Source organism: Endozoicomonas sp., assembly GCF_965196975.1.
Classification (GTDB): Bacteria; Pseudomonadota; Gammaproteobacteria; order Pseudomonadales; family Endozoicomonadaceae; genus Endozoicomonas.
This window is the reverse complement of sequence record NZ_OZ239981.1, coordinates 5575779-5598324: the sequence shown is the minus strand read 5'-3', so window position 1 is coordinate 5598324 and position 22546 is coordinate 5575779. Positions and strand designations below refer to the sequence as shown.

Sequence of the window (22546 nt, the reverse complement as noted above, 5' to 3'; positions counted from 1 at the left end):
TGTCCCTCTGATACCCGGTGGTTTCCGGCGCAATTTTTTTCAGCCCAGGCGTGAATCGGCTCGTGGCTAACGATTAGCACAAGGCTGTGTAATGGCCTAAGGCTGTTGACAGTCATATGGCTGTGAGTGCGCTATTCTACCTTTTTCATCATGTGTTAACAGCTGTTTCCAGCAACGTTTCCACTTTTTTACGGCTATTAACGTTCAAGTGAAAAAAATGGGTCATAAAGGGGCTTGTGATCGCTATTTTGAGATGGGTCGTACTGTGATTTTCCAGTCATCACCAACGGCTCGAATATCTTTAATAACAACCTTCTTTTTTTCAGCCATGCTGTGCAGTGGCAAATTAAATAGAGGCCTTGCTTCTGAGCCCATCAGAACCGGTGCCATGAAAACGACCAGCTCATCAATCAGGTTTTCAGCCATCATACTGCCAGCAAGTTGAGCTCCGGTTTCCAATAGCACTTCGTTACACTCTCTGCGCCCCAGTTCTGCTAATAGTGCTGGGAGGCATACTCTGCCATCCGTTATGCCTTCAGCTTTGTCTAAAACCAGCACTTCTGCGCCAGCCTGTTCCAACAGGGCTTTTTTCGCAGGGCAGAATTGTGAGGTGGTTACGATCAGGCAATTTCCAGGGCCTGAAACGACGTTGGCATCAACGGGTGTTTGCAGTGTTGAGTCCAGAACCACTCGCAGGGGCTGGCGTTTGCAGATCTCTTCTGCATTGGCTAAACCCAGTTCACTGGGGCGAACCGTCAGAGAAGAGTTATCTTTAAGAATCGAGCCTACACCAGTGATAATTGCACAGCTCTGTGCTCGGAGTTTCTGCACTTCGCTGCGTGCCACGGGGCCAGTAATCCATTGGGATTCACCACTGGCCATGGCGGTTCTTCCATCCAGACTCATGGCCAGCTTGGCTCTGACCAGAGGCATGCCAGTTGACATGCGTTTGAAAAAACCTTCATTCAGGGTTCGTGCTTCATCTTCAAGAACGCCGGATCGGGTTTCTATTCCCGCTTTCTGAAGCATGGCCATGCCTTTACCGGATACTGAAGGGTTTACATCCTGTATTGCCGCAACAACCCGAGTGATACCCGCAGCCTTGAGTGCCTCTGCGCAAGGTGGTGTTCTGCCAAAATGGCTGCAGGGTTCCAGAGTTACATACGCTGTGGCCCCTCTGGCTTGTGTTCCTGCCATACGAAGTGCATGCACTTCAGCGTGAGGCTCTCCTGCACGCTCATGCCAGCCTTCACCGACAATCTGACCGTTAGCATTGACTATTACACAGCCAACTCTTGGGTTTGGCATGGTCGTATACCAGCCTGAGCGGGCCAGCTGAATAGCTTTGGCCATAAAGCGACTGTCATTAGCTTCTAGTGACATTCATACCTCTTGGTGCTTAAGCACACAGAAATGATATTCGTTACTACTTTATCTATTAGACCGTTTTATAAAACTTTTGTGCTAATTGTTAGCCGCTGGCATGGAAATTTCTGGATGATACCTGTTCCGGACTTTACTGAATATCAGGTTGTCAGAATAAGGAGCAAATGATTCAGCCTTTCTAGGCTTTTTTGTCAACTAAGATTAGCCCACCATTTGTCCGGACTTAGGCATGAATCATGATCAGTCTCAGATTATTATGGCTTTTTACTGCTGCGTTGTTTTTTATAATCCCAATAAATTTAAAAGCAGAAGAACTTTACTCTGTAGACAGTACTATTGATCAAATGTGTCCTCACTTGGAGGAGACTCCGATGGGTATGTATATTCAACATCAGGAAAGCCCCAGAACGTTTCGGGTTCTAACAAGGGACATCTTTTCACGACTTGCTTCACATGCACCCGGTCTTCTACTTGCATCCTCTCAAGGTAGTTGGCTCTTTCTACTCTCGCTCGCGGCACTCTGGGATACTGGAATTTCAGTAGACAGTTATGTAAAGCCTGATAACACTCCCCCCCGGTCGGCTACACAAGGGTTTGTTGTTGACTTTATAAGTAGCGCAGGTGCAGTTGCAGTAAATCCTGGATGGGGGACAGGTGTCATTTTTCCTGCGCTTTTGATATGGAAATACCTTACAAGAACAGCAACCATCAATACGGCAGATATTGCTGAGTATAAAAAACAGGTAGCCTTTAAAATCACTCAAACCACTCCTTTGATAAATAATATCAATCAATATAACGGGCGGTTGAGAATGTGCTCTAAGGTTAGTTTTGATGATGACCCTGCCTCTTTTCCACTTGCAAAATTTGTTTCAGGCCACAGGCAAAATGATTTGCCGTTAATGGCGTATGTTTATCCTCATCTTGATCCTTGTCGAAATATTGATACAAAGAATGCACAAGGCCATAGAAAGTGTCAGCACTTTCGAAAAGTACGGAATCTTTATGAAAAGGTCAGCAAACTTAGCATAAAGTCCCGCTTCAAATTCCATCATAAGTTCACGAGAGGAGTGGTTTCCAGTTTGGTTAATGAAGAACTGGGCTTAACGATGACATTGCTCAGACCTCAGGCCAATTTAGATAAAATCACCTTTGATGAAGAGATGCTGATTCCAGAGGATGGCTGGAGGTTGGTAGAGTTTAGTGATTATGATGACTATGAGGAGATGCTTAATGCTTCAAATGATAATTTCCAGTATTTTGTTACCGTAGTCGGTAGAAAAAAGTTGTAACTATTCAGCACCCTTCATATAAATCTGGAATTTTCTGATTTTTCGACCATCATCTTATACTCAATTTTTCTAACAAATCTCCAGTATGGAACCAGACTTCCCAGCTACTCCGTTTACCGAAGCTCTCCTTAAAGAGAATGAAGAGCTTCGGACCGAGAATGCGCTTTTACGGGAACGTTGCAGCGAACTGGAAGAAAGGGTTAATAAAAACAGTCAAAACAGTAGTAAGCCACCATCGTCAGATGGTTATCAAAAGCCCAGTAAAAAAGGGAGTGATAAAGGTGATACATCTTCCAAAGAAGCCCCCTGCTCCTCACAGGAAACACCGAACCCCAAAAGCCTTAGACCATCTTCAGGCAATAAACCAGGTGGCCAGAAAGGTCATCAAGGCTCTTGTTTGAGACGTGTCGCCTTACCCGATTATGTCAGGCATCTGAAGGTTGAAAAATGTTGCTGTTGCCAGTCTTCGCTTATCGATATTAAACCCACCAAATACATTGAGCGACAGGTTTTTGATCCAGGTAGACCCGGAGAATTTGAAGTTACCGCGTACTGGGCAGACGTTAAAGTATGTCCTTGTGGTAAACGGAACACCGCTGAGTTTCCCCAAGGAGTGAAAGCCGCTGCTCAATACGGAGAAGTGACTCAGGCAATGGCTGTTCATTTAAACCAGTATCACTTCATCCCATATCACCGGGTGTCTGAGTATTTCAATACTATTTATTGCATGAGTGTCAGCGCAGGCTCTGTTGCCAATTTTGTTGCCTATACCCATGAGAACCTGGCCTCTACTGAGCAGAGTATCCGCGATGCTTTACAAGAAAGTCCGGTTGCAGGAGCGGATGAAACTGGCATGCGGGTTGACGGTTCACTGTGGTGGTTACACATTATGCGAGATGACCAATGGACGCTTTACTACCTCTCAGAAAGGCGAGGTTGTGAAGCAATGGATGCAATGGGCATCCTGCTGACTTTTGCAGGCATTCTGGTTCACGATCATTGGAAGTCCTACTTTGCCTATGCGGCAGTGCATGTGCTTTGTAATGCCCATCATCTGAGAGAGCTTCAGGGAGTTGTCGATAGGGATGCGAATAAGCTGGCTCTGCGGCTGATGAAATTGCTTACGCTCTCCTGGCACTTCTGCAAGAAATACAAAGCAGCCGGTCTGACTCAAATGCCTGGTGCAATACAGCTTCGCATTGAGACGATATACGACCAAATCCTTCAAAGGGCTCTCACGAAGGAAACCGCTTATATGGAAAAACAACGACAGGTGCTTGGACGTAAGAAGGTCAGGAATACCAAGGCCTACAACCTGTTCAAAAGGCTTATTGAGTTTAAGGTTGAAACGTTGCGCTTCATGTCGGACTTTTCAATTCCCTTCGATAACAATGGCAGTGAACGTGATGCCAGGATGGCCAAACTTAAGCAGAAGATCTCAGGCTGCTTCAGAAGCGAAGACGGAGGTACCATGTTTACCCGAATCCGAAGCTATTTATCATCTGCTAAAAAGCAGGGGTTGAACATATTTCAGGCGCTTCTTAAAGCGGTTCGAAATTACAACAATACGCCTTTGCTGGGTGCTGAATAGTTACAAAAAGTTTTATGTTTTTCTGGGAATTGAAATTGAACCTGCAGCAGATAGATATGGGATGATGGCATCTACATTGGTTTATTTATCTCCTTTTGCCTCAGCCAGTGAACATCCTTCAGTGGCGACAGTATCTATTGAGTTTGACAGCCGTAAGGATGCATTGCGCTTCACCGAGGACCTTGTAGGCGTTTTGGGTAATACCAGGCAAAGAGCGCTTTTGTTTAAGATTGAGCCGACTCAACAAGTAACCGGTTCAGAAAGGTGATCTGGCTTGGTATAGAGTGAAAGTGTCTGATTGAGACACTTTCATCATGCGTTTTATTTTTTCGTAACTATTCAGCACCCAGCAAAGGCGTATTGTTGTAATTTCGAACCGCTTTAAGAAGCGCCTGAAATATGTTCAACCCCTGCTTTTTAGCAGATGATAAATAGCTTCGGATTCGGGTAAACATGGTACCTCCGTCTTCGCTTCTGAAGCAGCCTGAGATCTTCTGCTTAAGTTTGGCCATCCTGGCATCACGTTCACTGCCATTGTTATCGAAGGGAATTGAAAAGTCCGACATGAAGCGCAACGTTTCAACCTTAAACTCAATAAGCCTTTTGAACAGGTTGTAGGCCTTGGTATTCCTGACCTTCTTACGTCCAAGCACCTGTCGTTGTTTTTCCATATAAGCGGTTTCCTTCGTGAGAGCCCTTTGAAGGATTTGGTCGTATATCGTCTCAATGCGAAGCTGTATTGCACCAGGCATTTGAGTCAGACCGGCTGCTTTGTATTTCTTGCAGAAGTGCCAGGAGAGCGTAAGCAATTTCATCAGCCGCAGAGCCAGCTTATTCGCATCCCTATCGACAACTCCCTGAAGCTCTCTCAGATGATGGGCATTACAAAGCACATGCACTGCCGCATAGGCAAAGTAGGACTTCCAATGATCGTGAACCAGAATGCCTGCAAAAGTCAGCAGGATGCCCATTGCATCCATTGCTTCACAACCTCGCCTTTCTGAGAGGTAGTAAAGCGTCCATTGGTCATCTCGCATAATGTGTAACCACCACAGTGAACCGTCAACCCGCATGCCAGTTTCATCCGCTCCTGCAACCGGACTTTCTTGTAAAGCATCGCGGATACTCTGCTCAGTAGAGGCCAGGTTCTCATGGGTATAGGCAACAAAATTGGCAACAGAGCCTGCGCTGACACTCATGCAATAAATAGTATTGAAATACTCAGACACCCGGTGATATGGGATGAAGTGATACTGGTTTAAATGAACAGCCATTGCCTGAGTCACTTCTCCGTATTGAGCAGCGGCTTTCACTCCTTGGGGAAACTCAGCGGTGTTCCGTTTACCACAAGGACATACTTTAACGTCTGCCCAGTACGCGGTAACTTCAAATTCTCCGGGTCTACCTGGATCAAAAACCTGTCGCTCAATGTATTTGGTGGGTTTAATATCGATAAGCGAAGACTGGCAACAGCAACATTTTTCAACCTTCAGATGCCTGACATAATCGGGTAAGGCGACACGTCTCAAACAAGAGCCTTGATGACCTTTCTGGCCACCTGGTTTATTGCCTGAAGATGGTCTAAGGCTTTTGGGGTTCGGTGTTTCCTGTGAGGAGCAGGGGGCTTCTTTGGAAGATGTATCACCTTTATCACTCCCTTTTTTACTGGGCTTTTGATAACCATCTGACGATGGTGGCTTACTACTGTTTTGACTGTTTTTATTAACCCTTTCTTCCAGTTCGCTGCAACGTTCCCGTAAAAGCGCATTCTCGGTCCGAAGCTCTTCATTCTCTTTAAGGAGAGCTTCGGTAAACGGAGTAGCTGGGAAGTCTGGTTCCATACTGGAGATTTGTTAGAAAAATTGAGTATAAGATGATGGTCGAAAAATCAGAAAATTCCAGATTTATATGAAGGGTGCTGAATAGTTACATTTTTTCTTATCGATAACAATATGACTGAATGAGCCATCTGCATTAATTTTGAAGGCTTTGCCAAAACCAACAGTGTATTGCCCATTTTGGGGCTTCAGGGCAAAGAGGTGGAAGTCTGGCAGGTTACGCAACACTTCAACCGTATTACCAAATTTTTCCTGAATCAGGTCCAGCCAGTGATCACATCTCTCGGTTCCTCGTGGCAGCTCTTCGGCCTGACAGTGGAAAAAGACGCGCTCGCGGGCAAACAGGTTTTTGGTTTCTGACTCTGGGGCTGCAAACAGGATTGAACAGACAGGATTGGCCTGAAGATTGGGAGTGTGATGCGCCAGCTCACTGATGAATATATAAAAAGTGCCATCTTCCCCGCGAAGGTACGGGGTGTAGCTGATTTCCGGCTTTCCATCCGGTGACAAGGTTGAGAGAGTTAACGTTTTATGGCTATTGACCAGCTTCTGACAGCTCTCAGCAATGGCCACAAGCTCTTCTCCTTCGATTACTGCTACTTTCTTACTCATGATTACCTTAAATGAGAATCAACATCATTAGCGGCGTACTATAACCTATTGTTATCTCTATTGCTTCTTCATTAATGAATAGTGGGGAATGGCGGAGAGAGTAGGTTAAGTTATCAATATTCTGCTCCCTTCCAGTACTATATAGGTATTAGAGCAAAGTGCTTGATGCCAACTGTACTCATTCAGGCTATCACCTGATGTAATAAAACTGCTTATTAATCAAATGGATGACTTTGACCCGCCTGAGCATTCTCCTATTGTCTAAGATTAACTAGATAAGACCAAAATAGTAGAGCCTTTAAGAACAAGCTTTGGCAATGAGTGGTGGATGTAAAGGAGTACACCGGGCCATGAATTCTGAGAATAATAACAACTTCCATACCCTTGATGACTCTGAAGTCATACCAAAACTGGAATTCCGCTCAGATGACTCCCTGCAGGATGTGTTGGACATCAGCCAGCTTCTTCCAGAGAGCGGGGTCAATTCCTCTAACCTCAAACAGTTTGTCAAAATCAGCTCATCAGGGGTTTTCGTAGACTCATCCGGTGCCGGGCAGTTTTCCGCAGATAATCAGGTGGCTCGGTTTGCTGCAGGTAATCCACCTCTCAATGCCATGGTCGCTGTTCAGATCGCCGACACGTCAGTCATTCATTTTGATCGCTCCGTTACTGCCAACGATCCCCTGGCGGATGATCTATCTCTTGAAGACATTGATCTGAATGAGCTGAATGAAGTTACTGGTACTGCTCAGCAGGATATGCTGGTCGGCTCTGCTTCTGCTGATGTTTTATATGGGGCCAAGGGAGATGACGTACTGGAAGGTGGAGCGGGTAACGATGTGTATATTGGTGGAGCGGGTGCTGACCGATATGTGCTGAATGACCCAGACTCTGTTGAAATTCTGGACTTCAAATCTACCCGCTTTGAAAAAGATGTGTTGGATGTAAGCCAGTTACTTCCGGAGGGAGTTGATGCCAGTAACCTCAGCACCTTTTTAAAGATCACTGAAAACGGCGTCTTTATTGATGAGTCAGGTCTTGGGGATTTCAGCGAAGACAACTTGGTTGCCCGTTTCACTGAAGAAAGTATTTTTTCCCGAAACGTGATCATTGTTGATATCGGTAATAATATTCAGGTGGTTTTCAATGTGTTTGCGCAGGCTGGTGTCCGCTTAGAGGAAGGAGAGTCATTCCAGAGTTCAGAAGTCTTGGCCAGCCGAACCGATAAATACAACCCAAGAGCTTCCAGTTTTGAGCCGGACAGTGGTCCAGATGGTAATACCAATACTGCATTTCTCCGAAGCCGTGAAGGAGAACTGTTTAATTTCCGCCTGGATGAGCAGCAGATAGAAGAAGCCCATGGTTATGATGGCGACGAAATTCTGGATGCGACTCAGGTTGCTGAAAGCTCTCAGGCTAAAAACGATGATGTAGCTGATCATAAACTCTGGACCTATGGTCGTTCAGGCAGTGACACGCTTCAGGGTAATGCGGATGGCGTTTACCTGGATGGTGGCCTCGGCAATGACCTGATTGATGCAGGCCGAGGGCGTAACTTTGTCACTGGTGGTGCGGGACAGGATGAATACGTGCTTCAACTGGAAACCACAACCGATGACGATTTAAGGTCAGACCTTTTATACGACTACACAAGTATAGAGGGGCATCGTGATCTGATTGACTTGCAGCATATTCTGCCGTTAGAGGCGACAGCCGAGAACATCCACTCTTATGTCAAGGTAACTGATGTTGGTATCTATGTAGATGTCACTGGTGCAGCAAGGTTTGATAAGTCGAATGAGCTGGGTCGCTGGGGTGAACGCGTTGATATCGATAACCTGATCACTCTGAGGCTGGCAGATGGTTCCAATATTGAACTAAACCGTGATGATGCGCTGTCTGAGTTTATTGCTGATGAGAATGGCGGCCTGCTGCGAGGTGGGCAGGGAAGCGATATTCTCCGAGGGCAATCCGGTGATGACATTATGGACGGCGATGGTCTGTCGCAGGAAAAAAGTGCAGACCATCTCTATGGTGGCGCAGGAAACGATCAGCTAACGGTTGATGGTCTGGATTTAGCTTCAGGAACCGTAGAAGGGGGAACTGGATACGATACCGCCAGACTTCAGGGCGCAACCGGAGACACTCTCGATCTTGACTTGAAAGCCAGAGGAATAGAAAGGGCCTTTGGTGGTTTCAGTGATGATGTGTTGGATGGTTCCGGGTATACCGAGCAGTCTGGTTACAACAGAAATACCGGGGAATTTGAAGGTGACAGTGCGCAGCGTCTTGGCCTCTATGGAAAATATGGTGATGACACCCTGAAAGGCGGTGTGGGGAATGATTACCTGGATGGTGGTCAGGGCGATGATGTGATTGCAGGAGGCCTGGGAAAGGACTTTCTTGCCGGTGGGGCTGGCAGCGATACATTTATCCTCAGTGATGATGGTGAAGTTGACACTATTTGGGATTTTTCCTCGGGTGGTGGACAAAGGGACGTTCTGGATATCAGTGCATTTGTGCCTGAAGGCTTTGAACTGGTGGATCTGGATCAATACTTCAACTTTGATAACCAGTTTGTGTACTTTGATCAAACCGGTCAGGGGCGATTCACGTACGATCAGGCCATTGCCAAATTTGGTGGTGCATCTGCACTAGGCTCTCCAGTTTCTATCATCCTTGGGGATGATATGACCATTGTCCGGGATCTCAATGGTCGGCTTCATGCAACCACGTTGCGCGATACGGTCGAAGAAGATGGCAGTTACACCATTACCGAAGCGAGTTTGTTCGGTGCGGTTTATGGAAATGGTAACCCGGATTTAAGTCTTTCCGGTCTTGAGGTCACCAATGGTTCCGGTGAGTTGGTGAACAACCAGGATGGCACCTATACCTTTACACCCACTCCGGACCTTGGTGGTGTGGATGCCGAATTTGGTTACACCGTGTCCGATGGAGAATCTGACATTGATGTCGTGTTCTCTCTCGGGATTACCGCTGTCGCCGATGCACCAATACTGTCAATCACTGACAGTGATGGCAATGATATGGCGGGACAGGCTTATTACACAGAAGCTGGTGGCAGTGTTGAACTTAACATTGCGGCAGAAACGCTGGATCAGGACAACTCTGAAAGTGTGACCGTGACGGTTGATGGGTTGCCAGAGTCGTCAGTTATACACTTCGATGGTCAGGCTATTTTCGAGGAACAGAGCAATGGTTTGACCAGCTATGCGGAAACTGAAGTAACCGTCACATTTCAGGGAGAGTCTGCTGGTTTTCAGAATGCTGCTGGCTATTACATGGTTAATGCTGATGGTTCCATTGGTGACGTTCATCTGGTTTATGAAAATGCCTCTCAGCAGGGGGGGGGAGGCAATCTGGTTCCTGGTCAGGAATCATTCAGCTTTAATGTTGGAGAAGGTGAGAGCTTCAACCTGTTTATTGTTCCCAATGGCTACAACTACAACGACTTTTCTCAGCTTCAGGACGGTACCTTTGAATTGAGGTCTTCTGATGGCTCACCTGTCACCATGCAGACGAATGATCCGCAGTTGGTATTTGTGGGTAATGATGGCTCAGAAACGGTCATTCAAAGTCAATTTGGAGATGCTGTCTTCCATGGTAGTGCCAGTAACAACCTTAATGAAGATGGTATTGTGCATGTTCAAACAACGTTAAACAGTGATGGAGACATTGTTTATGGCTTTGAAGATTTATACGGTGGTGGTGATAATGACTTTGCAGATTTTAATTACACCATTGATATGGGAGCTGCCAACAAGCAAATATATGCCGGCTCCGTAGTTGTTGGAAATGATGGGCCTGCAGTCATTCCAACCCCAGCTTTGCAGCAAACCATGCAAATCGATCTGGCAGAGGGGCATAATGGTCAGTTGGATGTAGTCGTAACCGCAACTTCTTCTGAGCCCTCGGCAGAAGGAGAGGCATCAGTCTCTCAAACCATTCATATCAATGCTGGCGCAGAACTGCAGGCTTCGGATCTGGAAGCATCAACCTCAGAAGACAGCAGCTTAACCATTCTTGAAGCTGACCTGGTGAACACGGTTACCGGCTGGGGGTACTCAGATCTCAGTGTGTCCAATGTGCAGGTGATCAATGGTGCTGGTGATGTGATCAACAATCAGGATGGGACCTTTACATTCAGGCCGGGTTATAACCTGGGTGGAACAACGGCCCAGTTAAGTTTCACGGTGACTGATGGAACCTATCAGACCAGCGGAAGCTACGCTATCGAGATTGCGGCTGTTGCAGATGCACCAAAACTGTTAATTAAGGCGCAGAGCGTTGATGAAGTGATTGTGCCTCTAACAGATGCGGATTTCTCCAATGCCACTGGAGGCGTTGTTTTTGATGCAACTGTTAGTGACTATCAGTCAGTGGGTGGTGGTGTCATTCGCAATGTATGGGATGTTAATGAGATGGGTGCTCTCTCAATTTGATAACTGACTCATAGGTTAGCTTCAACCTTTCCAGTCATGAACTCAGACCAAAGTTGTTCCCAGCGCCCCTTACTCTGGATCAGTGCTCTTGTTGTCAAAAGCACTTCCGCTCCTGTTGCTTTCCACCTCATTCCAGAACCACATAATCGTTGCTTTACCAGAGTCTTACAAGCCGCTTCAGTAACTCCTGAACCTATTGGCCAATGGCGTTTAAGCGCCTGATGATAATTCATTAACTGGTGATTGTTTGTAAAATAGCTCACAGCTTTGTAGCGCTTCTCTGTCAGTGCGATTGTCTTTTTCGGGAGCTCGGCTGATTCAATTTCCTGAAGGATTTTTTTGGCTGCTCCACGCTTGTTTTTCAAACTATGTAGCCTGTCTTCAAGCCACTGGTGTCGCTTCGCCTTACTGGTTGGAAACAGTGCTTCCGCTGCTCCAGCTAAATATTCAGATGCATGATAAAAATCGAGTATCTGCCCAGAGGTATGTTGTTTCAAATAACTCCAGTTTTCTCTAGCCCCGTCAGCTACCCCGATGTATGTGGCATTTGGGTAGAGTCGTTTTAGATCTGCAATCTCCTCGTCGAGCTTGCTCATAAAGCTTTGTTTACCATACTCTGGCGAACTGGCTGTATATATCGTGTGGAGCCTGTCTCCATCTGCAGAATATAGGCTCAATGCCCCACACATGGCTTCCCTCCAGCCTTCTTCACAAAGCAGCATGCAGGTTCCATCCAGACCAATGGCTATTGTTTCAACAGGCTCTTTTAGTGGAGGAAGGTGGTAGTGAGTGTCTTGCTGGTCTTCAATTAATGCACCTACTCTGTCCGATAAATGCTTGATATAAGAATTTGAAAGCGTCCTTTGATGGTTGGTCTCAAAATCTTCTTTTACCGCAGGCGCTGGCATCTGGCTGTATTTCCAGGCGATAGACTTGGCAAATTTGGGGGTAGCTGAACCAATAATACCGGCACGAAGATCAAGTGCTGCCAGAGTACTGCCACCTCTGACACCCTGATATACGGAGCGCTCCAAAGGTATACGACCGTATAAGGTTTCATAGTGCTTAAGAACCTTTCCTTTGTAGTTCCACTTCTGCTGATTAACGACGATAGGTTCTTTATTGGGTGATTCAAATAGCCCCAATAACTCTTTTGTTCCAAGCTGCCCGGCTTCATTGAGTGCACGCTGTAAACTATCTTCAAGATTCAGCATGTTGCCTGAATCTATAGAAACTTCAATTTGCAAAACGATGCTTTTGGTAGAGCTGGAAATAACAGAAGCGGGCATGACAGTTAACTATTATGAGTGGTGTTCCCATAGTAGCTGTGAAAATAGAGCACTATTGTTTCAATCATTCAGAGAGAGCACCCGTTCAACAAACATCTGCCCCAACCTTTAGAATAAGCAACCCACACCTTCACAGAAATCCTGGCACTTAATTCATATCAGTAAACTTCAGAAACCTTCTAAATCCCAAGCTATAGAAAACAACTGCCCCCTCGTTACGTTAAGAATACGCAGCTCATACTTGGCTGAATATGAAAAAGAAAATGGTTAAGTTATGTAAATAATCAGGTAAGCTATGGCCGATCATAAAATTAAAGTACTTTAGTACCACCAAAAAGAGCCCAGCCTAAAAAGAAAAACGCCGGCTCAAAGGACTGCTCAAATGCTTTGTGGATATTTTTTGAGAAAAAGAGTTTTACTCCCTTTATTCTCAATAACGCTGTACACAGCCTCAGCTACCGCCGAAGAAAAACCTCCTGTTGCTGTTCAAATACAACCGGTTCAATATCAGGAGTATTCTCAACCCATCCAGACCAGTGGAATACTGTCGTACAAGTCCCAGCAGACGCTCTCGTTTAAGACCTCTGGCCCAGTGACGCAAATACGGGTCGAAGCGGGAAACACCGTCACCAAAGGACAACTGCTGGCCAGTCTTGCACTGGATGAAATCAACGCTCAGGTCGATGAAGCGGAAGCCAGAGTGTCACTGGCCAAAAAAAACCTGGAGCGTTTCCAGCAGCTCCATAAAACCAATGTGCTTTCTCTTGAGAAACTCCAGTCCGCTGAAACCGAACTGACCATTGCTGAAAGTAAATTGCTCATTGCCAAGTTCAACCGTGCCTATTCAAGCATCCATGCATCTGCAGCAGGCCTGGTATTGCAGCGCCATGTAGAACCCAATGAGCTGGTATCACCTTACCAGCCTATCCTGGTGGTTGCTGATGAAAGCAAAGGATGGGTTATCCGAAGCAGTGTTACGGACCGGGATATTGTTCGTATAGCTATCGGCGACACAGCATCTATTTATTTTGATGCCCTGCCGGCTCAGGCTTTCGAAGGAACCGTCACTCAAATGACACCTCTGGCAACGAGCACAGGTACTTTCGAGATTGAAATCAGTCTACCTGTCGGTAACTCACAGCTTCGCTCCGGCTTTGTTGGGCAAATTGATATACAACCCTCCTCAGGTACAAAGGTTGCCCTGATTCCTGTAGCTGCAATTATTCAGAGTGAAGTAAACGACCTGAAACAAACCGCAAAAGTCTTTCTTCTGGATCAGCAACAACAGACTGCGGAGCAACGTACCGTCTCCCTCGCTTATCTTGACGGACGTATGGCTGCAATCAGCGATGGTATTCAACAGGGCGAACCCCTGATTACCACAGGAGCTGGATTGCTCAGGCATGGCGAAAAGGTCAACGTCATTGCCAGTGATAAAGCCTATGTAGATACACTTTTAGATAAAAAAGCACAGCAGGAGCAGTAACACCATGAAACTGCCCGCTATCGCCATTGCTCATCACCGCTTTACCCTGGTGATCATTCTGCTGATGGTTGCCCTGGGTGTGGTATCCCTGAACTCCATGCCCCGCTCGGAAGACCCTCAGTTCAAATTTTCGGCAGCCATGGTCCGGGTTGTTTATCCCGGCACCAGCCCACTGGATATGGAGAAACTGATCGTTGATCCTGTCGAAGAGGCCATTAACGAGCTGGATGACATAAAAGTCCTCAAATCGAATATTGAAGATGGGCTGGCCGTTATCCAGGTCGAGTTTCTGTACGGCACCGATCCACAGGATAAATACGACGATGTTGTTGCAGAAGTGTCTCGCATCAGAGACTCGCTGCCAGACGACATCGCCGTGCTTGCCATTGACCGAATCTCACCGATTGATGTTAATGTTCTTCAGGTGGCAATGACCACCGCGAACGGAAAAGCTGAACACGATTATCTCACATTAAAATTCCTCGCAGAAAAGCTGGAAAAGCAGTTTGAACGAGTACCTGGCGTCAAACGTGCGACTGTTGAAGCACTGCCTGAGCAACAGATTCATGTCAAAGCCAACCTGATCAAAATGAAAGAGCTGGGTATTGGTCTGGAAGATCTGGTTCAGTCTATCCAACGCTCTGGCACCAACCTGCCTGGCGGACACTTACTGGCTGGAGAGCGTCGCTTTACTGTCCGTACCAGTGGTGATTTCCGTACTATCGAGCAGATCAACAGAACGGCTGTTCATTCCGCTCCCGGCAAGATTATCTATGTTGAGGATATTGCAGAGATTGAACTGACCAGCTCACTTCCGACCTATGAGGCTCGATACAATGACTCAAGGGCTGTTTTTATCAGCGTGGTTCAGCGGGAAGGCAGCAATATTTTTGATGTCATGTCAGGTCTGAATGCAGTACTGGATAACTTTCGCAAAGATTTACCTGAAGGTATTGATGTAGTACTTGCCCATGATCAGGCGGAGTCTGTTGATGAACGGGTTTCGCAGTTTTTTGACAGTTTGCTGCAGGGCCTTGTACTGGTTGGCCTGCTCACGCTTTTCCTGCTGGGTGCACGTTCAGCCATTGTCGTTATTCTGGCCATCCCCATTTCCGTGCTGATTGGTCTGGCCTGGTTGGATATTGCCGGTTTTGGCTTACAGCAGATGTCCATTGCCGGACTGGTCATCGCCCTTGGCCTTCTGGTCGATAATGCGATTGTGGTCACCGAAAACGTCAGCCGTTTTCTCAGGGAAGGCCTAAGCCCAAGAGAAGCAGCAGCCAAAGGTGCCAGTCAGGTTGGCTGGGCTGTTGTCAGCGGCACATTGACCACGGTACTGGCCTTTGTCCCGATACTGGGGCTACAGACCGGAGCGGGCATATTCCTCCGGTCCATGCCGGTTACCGTTATCCTGACCCTGATTGCTTCTCTGCTGGTTGCGCTGATGCTGACGCCGCTGCTCGCCAGCCTTTTCCTGAAAAGACATGCAGGCAAACAAACCGAAGATACGACAAATAAAGATCCGGTCTTGCTGCGACTGGTTCAATCATTTGCTCGTAATGGTTACCGGACAGCGCTTGTTTACTCTCTGAAGCACCCGTGGCAGATATTGACCATTGCCATTATGGTGCTCGTTGGCTCGATACTGCTGGCAGGTCAGCTGGGAGTCAGTATGTTTCCAAAAGCAGAAAAGCCCATGTTCCTGGTGAATATTGAGCTGCCGGAAGGTTCAGGTTTTGATCAGACGCGGGACATGTCGATTCGGGTTGAAGAAATCCTGAAACCATACCCACTGGTTCGCTCCATTGCCACCAATATTGGCAAAGATAACCCACGTATTTACTACAACATTTTCCCTAAACGACAAGTACCGAATTACGCTCAACTGGTAGTGCGGCTTCATACCGGAAAGCTCAGTGAAGTTGAACCATTTGTGGATGATCTGAGAACTCAGTTTGCCCTGATCCCCGGTGCCCGAATTACTGTTAAGGAACTGCTTCAGGGGCCTCCCTATGAAGCGCCGGTTTCCATACGGGTTGTGGGTGATGATCTCAGCAAAGTACTCATTGCTTCACGGGAAGTTGAGCAGATCATGCTCGACACGCCTGGCACTGTGAATGTTGACAATCCGATCGATAAACCAAAAATTGATCTGCACGTGAATATCAACCGGGAGAAGGCGGCCATGTACGGCGTGGCCATTCAGTCTATTGATGAAGTCATCCGGGCCAGCCTGGTTGGGATGACGGTCAGCCAGTTCCGGGATGAAGCGGGAGAAGATTATCCAATTATTGTGCGCTATCAAGGCCATCAAACAAGGGCTAGCAGTAATGACTCGGGATACCGTCCCAGAATAGAAGACTTCAACTATATGGTTGTGAAGTCTGCCTCTGGGCAGCTGATTCCCATTCGACAGCTGGTCACTCTGGAAATGAGAAGCGCCCTGCCCCGTTTTCAACACCATATGACAGAACGTATGGCCAGGGTAACAGCAGACCTGAAAGGTGATTATCAGGCTGACCCGGTGACTAACACCATTGTCGAAAAGCTGGACCAATACGACTGGCCGGAAGGTGTGAGCTATCAGGTAGGCGGGGAACAGGAGCAGCGAAAAGAGTCCTTTGCCGGCATGACCAAAGTATTGCTGATTGCCATGCTGGGCATCTTTGCTGTACTGGTCTTACAGTTTAACTCCTTCTCACAGCCTGCCGTGGTGTTTACTGCCATTCCTTTTGCCGTGACCGGAATGGTCCTTGCTCTCTGGCTGGCAGGATACACTTTCTCGTTTACGGCCTTTATAGGTCTGACCTCTCTGGTGGGTATCGTGGTCAATAACTCCATTATTCTGGTGGATTATGCCAACCTGCTTCGTAAGGGCGGACATAGCCTGAAGGACGCAATCATTGAGTCAGGGCAAACCCGCATGCTCCCAATATTGCTCACCACCATGACGACGATTGGTGGCCTGTTGCCATTGACGCTGTCTAACTCGGTCATGTGGTCCCCCATGGGCTGGACAATTATCGGTGGACTGATGGTATCCACACTACTGACCCTGGTCGTAGTACCGGTACTTTACTACCTGTTCAGCAAAATGCAGGGGAAAACCGTATAAGAACCGTAAATATACCCGTACAAACTCTTAAGGCTTGTGTAGAATTATTCTTATAAATGATAAAAACGGGCTTTAGCTATTTGAGCAGCCATAAGCAGTTCAAACGACAGGAAATCGCCGAATTGGTGAGATTTCTATACCCAAAGGATTTCAAGTTGCTACGCGGCGACAAGTAAGTGAAGCCCCGTGAGCTTACGAAGAGTAAGTGATCGGGTAGAGCGAACGCAGCCAACAAAGTAGCAGCTTGAAAGGCGAAGGGTATAAAGTAGATAGCAGCCCCATATAGCCAAGAGGTAACAGTATGTCAGAGCACCCCGTCGATCGCTCAACCTTTGATCAGGTCATGGTTCCCAATTATGCGCCCCAGGCCATGGTGCCAGTGCGAGGGAAGGGGTCACGAGTTTGGGACCAGGAAGGGAAAGAATATCTGGACTTTGCAGGCGGCATCGCCGTCAATGCCCTGGGGCATTGTCACCCGGCACTGATTGATGCCCTGAAAAAGCAAGGTGAAGAACTGTGGCATCTGAGTAATATTTATACCAATGAACCAGCTCTTGAACTGGCTCAACAGTTAATCAACAACACCTTTGCTGACAAAGTCTTCTTCTGTAATTCCGGCGCAGAAGCCAACGAAGCCGCTTTTAAACTGGCCAGAAAGTACGCCTATGATAACTTTGGTCCGGAAAAGCATGAGATCATCTCCTTCTACCAATCGTTCCATGGCCGAACGCTCTTTACGGTGACCGTAGGCGGTCAAAAGAAATACTGTGAAGGTTTTGAGCCTGTTCCTGGCGGTGTTCTGCACACGACCTATAACGACCTTGATGCACTGAAAGCCCTCATTTCTGACCGCACCTGTGCCGTTGTCGCTGAGCCCATTCAGGGGGAAGGAGGAGTTATTCCTGCCGACCCTGAATTTATGAAAGGCGTCAGAGAACTCTGTGACCAGCATAATGCTCTGCTGGTTTTTGACGAAGTTCAGTCCGGCATGGGCAGAACCGGTGAGCTGTTTGCCTATATGGGGCTTGGTGTAATACCTGACATTCTGACCAGCGCCAAGTCCCTTGGCGGTGGCTTCCCTATTGGCGCCATGCTAACCAATGACAAGGTGGCAGAAAGTTTTGGTTTTGGTACGCACGGCAGCACATACGGCGGCAACCCACTGGCCTGTGCAGTAGCGCTGGAAGTGATCAAAATCATTAATGATCCACAGCTACTGGATAACGTCAGTAAAAAGCATGACCGCTTCCGGAAACATCTTGAATCCATAAACAGCAAATACGGTATTTTTGCCGACATCCGTGGTAAAGGCATGCTGATTGGTGCTGAGCTGGTTGAGAAGTATCATGGTAAAGGCAAAGATTTTCTTGCTGCTGCCGCAAATGAAGGGTTGATGATGCTGGTTGCCGGGCCAAATGTTCTTCGCTTTGCACCATCACTCATTATTCCTGATGAAGACATTGATGAGGGTATGGCACGTCTGGAAAGAGCGGTTGCTCAAGTAGTTTCCGCCTGAGAGCCCTGAACACCTCTGCCCTTCAGCAGAGGTGTTTTAGCCATACATAGACCCAAAGAATTTCAGGTTGCTACACGTTGGCAAGTAAGTGAAGCTCCGTGAGCTTACAAAGAGTAAGTCATCGGGCCAAGCTGGCGTCCCAGTGAGCGCAGTCAACAGTGTAGTAGCTTGAAAAGCGATGGGTATAGACCTCAGAATAAATAAAACGAGGCATACCAATATGGTTAAGCCGACAAGTAACACGCTTCCTCAAGAGATTCTCCCCTGGCTGGATTTACTGAATGATCAGCATGATGAAATGCTGGCCAGAGCCATCGAACTGGCTGAAATCAACTCTGGCAGTCTGAACCAGAAAGGCGTTAATCAGGTTCTGGAAAAACTGCAGGAGTTCACCACTCATCTATCAAAAGACCATGAACGCATACCTGTCGCCCCGTGGGAGGTCGTAAACGACAGTGGAGAGATCATTCAACACCCGCTGGGTGATGCCTTAAGAATTCGCAAACGTCCTGAAGCCCCCCTGCAGGTCTTTCTGTGCGGTCATATGGATACCGTTTTCCCGAAAGACAGCCCTTTTCAAAAGGTTCGCTGGCTGGACGATGACACCATCAATGGTCCCGGGGTTACTGACTTAAAAGGCGGCATTCTGGTGATGCTCAAGGCACTGGAAGTGCTTGAGCAAAGCCCATGGGCTGATCAGATCGGCTGGGAGATATTATTTAACCCCGATGAAGAGATTGGTTCACCTGGTTCAGCCACCTTGATTCAAGAGGCTGCGCAACGCGTCCATCTGGGCATGATATTCGAACCCTGCTTTCCTGATGGCAACCTTGCCGGTCAGCGTAAAGGCAGTGGCAACTTTACCGTTGTCAGTCACGGGAAAGCGGCTCACGCCGGTCGTGAACACCATCTGGGCCGAAACGCCATCCGAGCCCTCTGCGATTTTGTGTCTGCCATGGACGATCTGAATGGTCAGCGGCTAGGGATCACCTTTAACCCCGGCTACATTCATGGTGGTGGCCCGACCAACATTGTCCCCGACCGCTGTATTCACAAGTTCAATATTCGCCTGGAACAACCGGAAGATGAACAGTGGTGCCTGCAAAAGCTTGAAGAAATCATTGAAGGTATCAACAGGCGTGATGGCATTCAGCTGGAACTGCACGGTGGATTTACCCGCAAACCCAAAGTGCTTAGCCCTGCCAACGAACAGCTGCTCTCCCTAGCCAAAAACATCGGGTATGAGCTGGGTATTCCACTAGACATTAAACCTACAGGGGGGTGTTGTGATGGTAATAACCTTGCCTCAGCAGGTATCCCCAATATCGATACTCTTGGGGTTCAGGGTGGGGCCATCCATAGTGATCAGGAATATTTAAACGTTAAAAGTCTGGTACCGAGAGCACGCCTCAGTGCCGCCCTGTTACTGACATTGGCCTATAACAGCGCAAATGGAGATCAGCTGGATTGGCTAACAGGAGGTGAAAAATGAAACTTACCATTGAGCAGTTACTGGATGCCATGTGGCAGGATTATCTGGCACTGACTCCGGATGCCAAACCTATCCACCAGCTATTTGCCAACCTAAACCAAGGTATGGTGGTCAATGACCATATTGCCCTTCGCACCTTCAATCTCGACAAAGTATCCCTGGATAAAATAGCAAAACCATTTCTTGATGCTGGCTACCAGGCCGTTGATGACTATCAGTTCCCGGCTAAAAAGCTCTATGCCAAATACTACCAGCATACCAATGACACTCTGCCCAAGGTTTTTATCAGTGAGCTGAAGGTTGAGGAGCTCCCTAAGCACTGTCAGGAGATTATCAAAGACTTGGTATCCCAGGTTTCAGAAGACTCGGTAAGCCAACAGGGCTTCTGCTATTCCGGTCGCCCCTGGAATATCAGTGAAGAACAGTATCAGAAACTCGCCAGTGAAAGTGAGTATGCCTCCTGGGTTGCTGCCCATGGCTTTCGCCCCAATCACTTTACGGTATCCATTAATCATTTGAGCTCACACCCAGATATTCAAAGTGTCAATCAACTGTTGCAGGACAATGGTTATGCCATGAATACCAGTGGAGGTCTGATTAAAGGGTCACCGGATGTTTTACTCGAACAGTCCTCAACACTGGCTAAAGAGATCGAAGTCAGCTTTACCGATGGTATTTTGAAAATACCCGGTTGCTATTACGAGTTTGCCCTGCGATACCCAATGCCCGATGGTCAGCTTTACCAGGGGTTTGTGGCAGCGTCTGCGGATAAGATTTTTGAAAGTACCGATGTCAGCCCGAAATCCTGAGCTGACCCTGGCAGCTTACTGAATGAATGGCTTTCAGGAGGTTGAATCCTTATCTTTCGTTTACTGAATCTTGAAACAATACCAGTTACACTACGCTGTTTTTTAGAGAAGACAGTGTAGTTGCTGGCCAACGTTGCCCAGCCTCCCTCCTTCAATCACCAGATTACCAGCCAGATCAATGATTTAGGCCTAAACAAAGTTAAAGGTAACCTAACTTATGCGAGCCATATCGAAGCCAGAGCTATTTCTGTTGGTGGCTTTCTTTTTTGTGCTGCCAATCTATGAAGGCCCAAAAAACCTGCTGTTAGTGATTTATATCATTACCTGGTGTGTACAAAGCTGGAGAGCAAAGGATTTTGGCGGAAAGCTTCGCTCCTGGGAATGGGTTCTTGCTCTGTTTCTAGCAACAGGCTTTATCTCAGCCTACACCAATCCATTTGGTTGGGAGAAGCCAATAAGCGGAGCCCTGACGTTCACCAAATTGATTTTACCAGCAATACTGATTTCAAGAACCTCAATACCAACCCCAAAAGTCGCCCTTTTGGGTTCATCAGTCATTCTGGGAACTTTAATCGCTGTTCTTGAGTCCTGGTATGTCTGGATTCGTGATGGAGCAGAACACTCTGAGCTCAACTCCGTAGGCCACGTAAATCAGTCGGCACTTTACATTGCTATTGCCTTTGGCGTTTCACTTGCACTATTTATGATGAACAAGGGGTGGAAAAAGGCCCTGCCTCTATTGCTGACTTTTTTCTTTGCAGCAGCATTAATCATTTCGAAGTCCATGACCGCATTTGGTGTGGCTCTTGTTATGAGTGTTGCAGCTATCTGCATACAGCTCAAACCCAATGTGAAAAATGCTGTCACACTGGCACTATCTGTTATAGCAATGGGCGCGTTAGTGTTTATTGCCAGTGATCATATTTCAGCGTTGAAAAAGTTTGAGTCTAAAGCAACATACCACGCTCAAGGTGGTGATACTGGCAGCTCATTTTTAAGCAAAAGAGATGTTATTTTTAACTCCGTAATTTTTGTGCTCCCCGATTTCCCGGTGTTTGGTGCTGGCGATCGCCATTTTGATATTGCCACCAGTGAAGAGTATATGCAGTCTGTAGCTGCTCAACGGGGAATTCCATACGAAGCTGAACGCTTTTTCCATACAAACCATGGCCACAACATGGTCTCTTCGGTTCTGCTGAATAGAGGTTATATTGGATTACTGCTGATTCTAAGCTTTATCTTTATTGCAGCATGGAAGCACTTGCAGTGGCTTAAGCAATACTACTCTGACCGAAAGCTGGAGCTGGAACCAGTTATCGGAGTCATGACAGGTATTTACATCATTGTTGGAGGTATGGGTAACTCAACCCTCTATGTCGAACATGGACAACTGGCTTTCTGTTTGATTGGCCTTTCCCTGGGATACCTTCAGAGACAATCCGATAGAAAAATCATCACCTCTCAGACCTATAATATTGCTGAGCACTCAATGAAAAAATCCAGCCAAAACTCTGAGGATCATGCTCTCTAGCCGGAATGAATACAATAAGCCAGCAGCGAGTAGTCTACCTTCTGCTGGCATTACAACGTTTATTAACCATTATTCTGGCATGAGTGCCGTCGTATCTATGAAGACAGCAAGGGCTTGTTTATAAGC

At 47.1% G+C, this 22546-nt stretch carries 14 protein-coding genes; 10 read left to right on the top strand and 4 right to left on the bottom strand.

The window, feature by feature from the left end; translation table 11 throughout:
* Positions 1-243 precede the first annotated feature (243 nt).
* Positions 244-1383 carry a bifunctional diaminohydroxyphosphoribosylaminopyrimidine deaminase/5-amino-6-(5-phosphoribosylamino)uracil reductase RibD gene (gene ribD / locus ACOCLE_RS24750; protein WP_419534683.1) on the bottom strand — a complete coding sequence of 380 codons (1140 nt, stop codon included), beginning with the start codon at positions 1381-1383 and terminating at the stop codon, positions 244-246.
* Positions 1384-1757: 374 nt separating this feature from the next.
* On the opposite strand from ribD, the gene ACOCLE_RS24745 reads away from it, so the two are divergent.
* The 3 genes from ACOCLE_RS24745 (at position 1758) to ACOCLE_RS24735 (ending at position 4537) form a co-directional block, all read left to right on the top strand.
* Positions 1758-2678, top strand: coding sequence for a hypothetical protein (locus tag ACOCLE_RS24745; protein WP_419534682.1), 921 nt, complete (start codon positions 1758-1760; stop codon positions 2676-2678).
* 85 nt (positions 2679-2763) lie between these two features.
* Positions 2764-4269 (top strand): IS66 family transposase, encoded by a 1506-nt coding sequence (gene tnpC / locus ACOCLE_RS24740; protein ID WP_419532963.1) that lies wholly within the window; start codon positions 2764-2766, stop codon positions 4267-4269.
* Positions 4259-4537, top strand: a complete 279-nt coding sequence (locus ACOCLE_RS24735) for a hypothetical protein (protein ID WP_419534681.1) — start codon at positions 4259-4261, stop codon at positions 4535-4537. Before tnpC (ACOCLE_RS24740) ends, ACOCLE_RS24735 begins: the two co-directional genes overlap by 11 nt.
* Positions 4538-4604: 67 nt before the next feature.
* Here ACOCLE_RS24735 and tnpC (ACOCLE_RS24730) read toward each other — a convergent pair whose 3' ends face one another.
* Positions 4605-6110, bottom strand: a complete 1506-nt coding sequence (gene tnpC / locus ACOCLE_RS24730; RefSeq protein WP_419532963.1) for an IS66 family transposase — start codon at positions 6108-6110, stop codon at positions 4605-4607.
* Between the two features lie 63 nt (positions 6111-6173).
* Positions 6174-6719: a HugZ family protein gene (locus tag ACOCLE_RS24725; protein WP_419534680.1), complete on the bottom strand. Its 546-nt coding sequence runs from the start codon at positions 6717-6719 to the stop codon at positions 6174-6176.
* A 350-nt stretch (positions 6720-7069) separates the two neighbouring features.
* Here ACOCLE_RS24725 and ACOCLE_RS24720 point away from each other — a divergent pair, with 350 nt between their 5' ends.
* A complete protein-coding gene (locus ACOCLE_RS24720; RefSeq protein ID WP_419534679.1) occupies positions 7070-11182 on the top strand; it encodes a cadherin-like domain-containing protein in 4113 nt (1370 codons plus the stop codon).
* Between the two features lie 8 nt (positions 11183-11190).
* Here the strand turns inward: ACOCLE_RS24720 and ACOCLE_RS24715 are convergent, their stop codons facing one another.
* Positions 11191-12471, bottom strand: coding sequence for an ISKra4 family transposase (locus tag ACOCLE_RS24715; RefSeq protein WP_419534678.1), 1281 nt, complete (start codon positions 12469-12471; stop codon positions 11191-11193).
* 400 nt (positions 12472-12871) lie between these two features.
* On the opposite strand from ACOCLE_RS24715, the gene ACOCLE_RS24710 reads away from it, so the two are divergent.
* The 6 genes from ACOCLE_RS24710 (at position 12872) to ACOCLE_RS24685 (ending at position 22420) form a co-directional block, all read left to right on the top strand.
* Positions 12872-13957 carry an efflux RND transporter periplasmic adaptor subunit gene (locus ACOCLE_RS24710; RefSeq protein WP_419534677.1) on the top strand — a complete coding sequence of 362 codons (1086 nt, stop codon included), beginning with the start codon at positions 12872-12874 and terminating at the stop codon, positions 13955-13957.
* Between the two features lie 4 nt (positions 13958-13961).
* Positions 13962-17072 (top strand): efflux RND transporter permease subunit, encoded by a 3111-nt coding sequence (locus ACOCLE_RS24705; RefSeq protein ID WP_419534676.1) that lies wholly within the window; start codon positions 13962-13964, stop codon positions 17070-17072.
* Positions 17073-17373: 301 nt separating this feature from the next.
* Positions 17374-18588, top strand: a complete 1215-nt coding sequence (locus tag ACOCLE_RS24700; RefSeq protein WP_419534675.1) for an aspartate aminotransferase family protein — start codon at positions 17374-17376, stop codon at positions 18586-18588.
* A 220-nt stretch (positions 18589-18808) separates the two neighbouring features.
* Positions 18809-20080, top strand: coding sequence for a hydrolase (locus ACOCLE_RS24695; RefSeq protein ID WP_419534674.1), 1272 nt, complete (start codon positions 18809-18811; stop codon positions 20078-20080).
* A complete protein-coding gene (locus ACOCLE_RS24690) occupies positions 20077-20889 on the top strand; it encodes a DUF1338 domain-containing protein (RefSeq protein WP_419534673.1) in 813 nt (270 codons plus the stop codon). The genes ACOCLE_RS24695 and ACOCLE_RS24690 overlap by 4 nt, the downstream gene beginning before the upstream one ends.
* A 253-nt stretch (positions 20890-21142) precedes the next feature.
* Entirely contained in the window at positions 21143-22420 is a 1278-nt protein-coding gene (locus tag ACOCLE_RS24685) for an O-antigen ligase family protein (RefSeq protein ID WP_419537260.1), read from the top strand.
* Positions 22421-22546 lie beyond the last annotated feature (126 nt).

Bases quoted from the DNA above. Each gene is read 5' to 3' on its own strand.
- ACOCLE_RS24725 (WP_419534680.1), bottom strand. From the start codon at position 6,719: ATGAGTAAGAAAGTAGCAGTAATCGAAGGAGAAGAGCTTGTGGCCATT.
- ACOCLE_RS24700 (WP_419534675.1), top strand. From the start codon at position 17,374: ATGTCAGAGCACCCCGTCGATCGCTCAACCTTTGATCAGGTCATGGTT.
- ACOCLE_RS24720 (WP_419534679.1), top strand. From the start codon at position 7,070: ATGAATTCTGAGAATAATAACAACTTCCATACCCTTGATGACTCTGAA.
- tnpC (WP_419532963.1), top strand. From the start codon at position 2,764: ATGGAACCAGACTTCCCAGCTACTCCGTTTACCGAAGCTCTCCTTAAA.
- ACOCLE_RS24695 (WP_419534674.1), top strand. From the start codon at position 18,809: ATGGTTAAGCCGACAAGTAACACGCTTCCTCAAGAGATTCTCCCCTGG.
- ACOCLE_RS24705 (WP_419534676.1), top strand. From the start codon at position 13,962: ATGAAACTGCCCGCTATCGCCATTGCTCATCACCGCTTTACCCTGGTG.
- ACOCLE_RS24745 (WP_419534682.1), top strand. From the start codon at position 1,758: ATGGGTATGTATATTCAACATCAGGAAAGCCCCAGAACGTTTCGGGTT.
- ACOCLE_RS24690 (WP_419534673.1), top strand. From the start codon at position 20,077: ATGAAACTTACCATTGAGCAGTTACTGGATGCCATGTGGCAGGATTAT.
- tnpC (WP_419532963.1), bottom strand. From the start codon at position 6,110: ATGGAACCAGACTTCCCAGCTACTCCGTTTACCGAAGCTCTCCTTAAA.
- ribD (WP_419534683.1), bottom strand. From the start codon at position 1,383: ATGTCACTAGAAGCTAATGACAGTCGCTTTATGGCCAAAGCTATTCAG.
- ACOCLE_RS24715 (WP_419534678.1), bottom strand. From the start codon at position 12,471: ATGCCCGCTTCTGTTATTTCCAGCTCTACCAAAAGCATCGTTTTGCAA.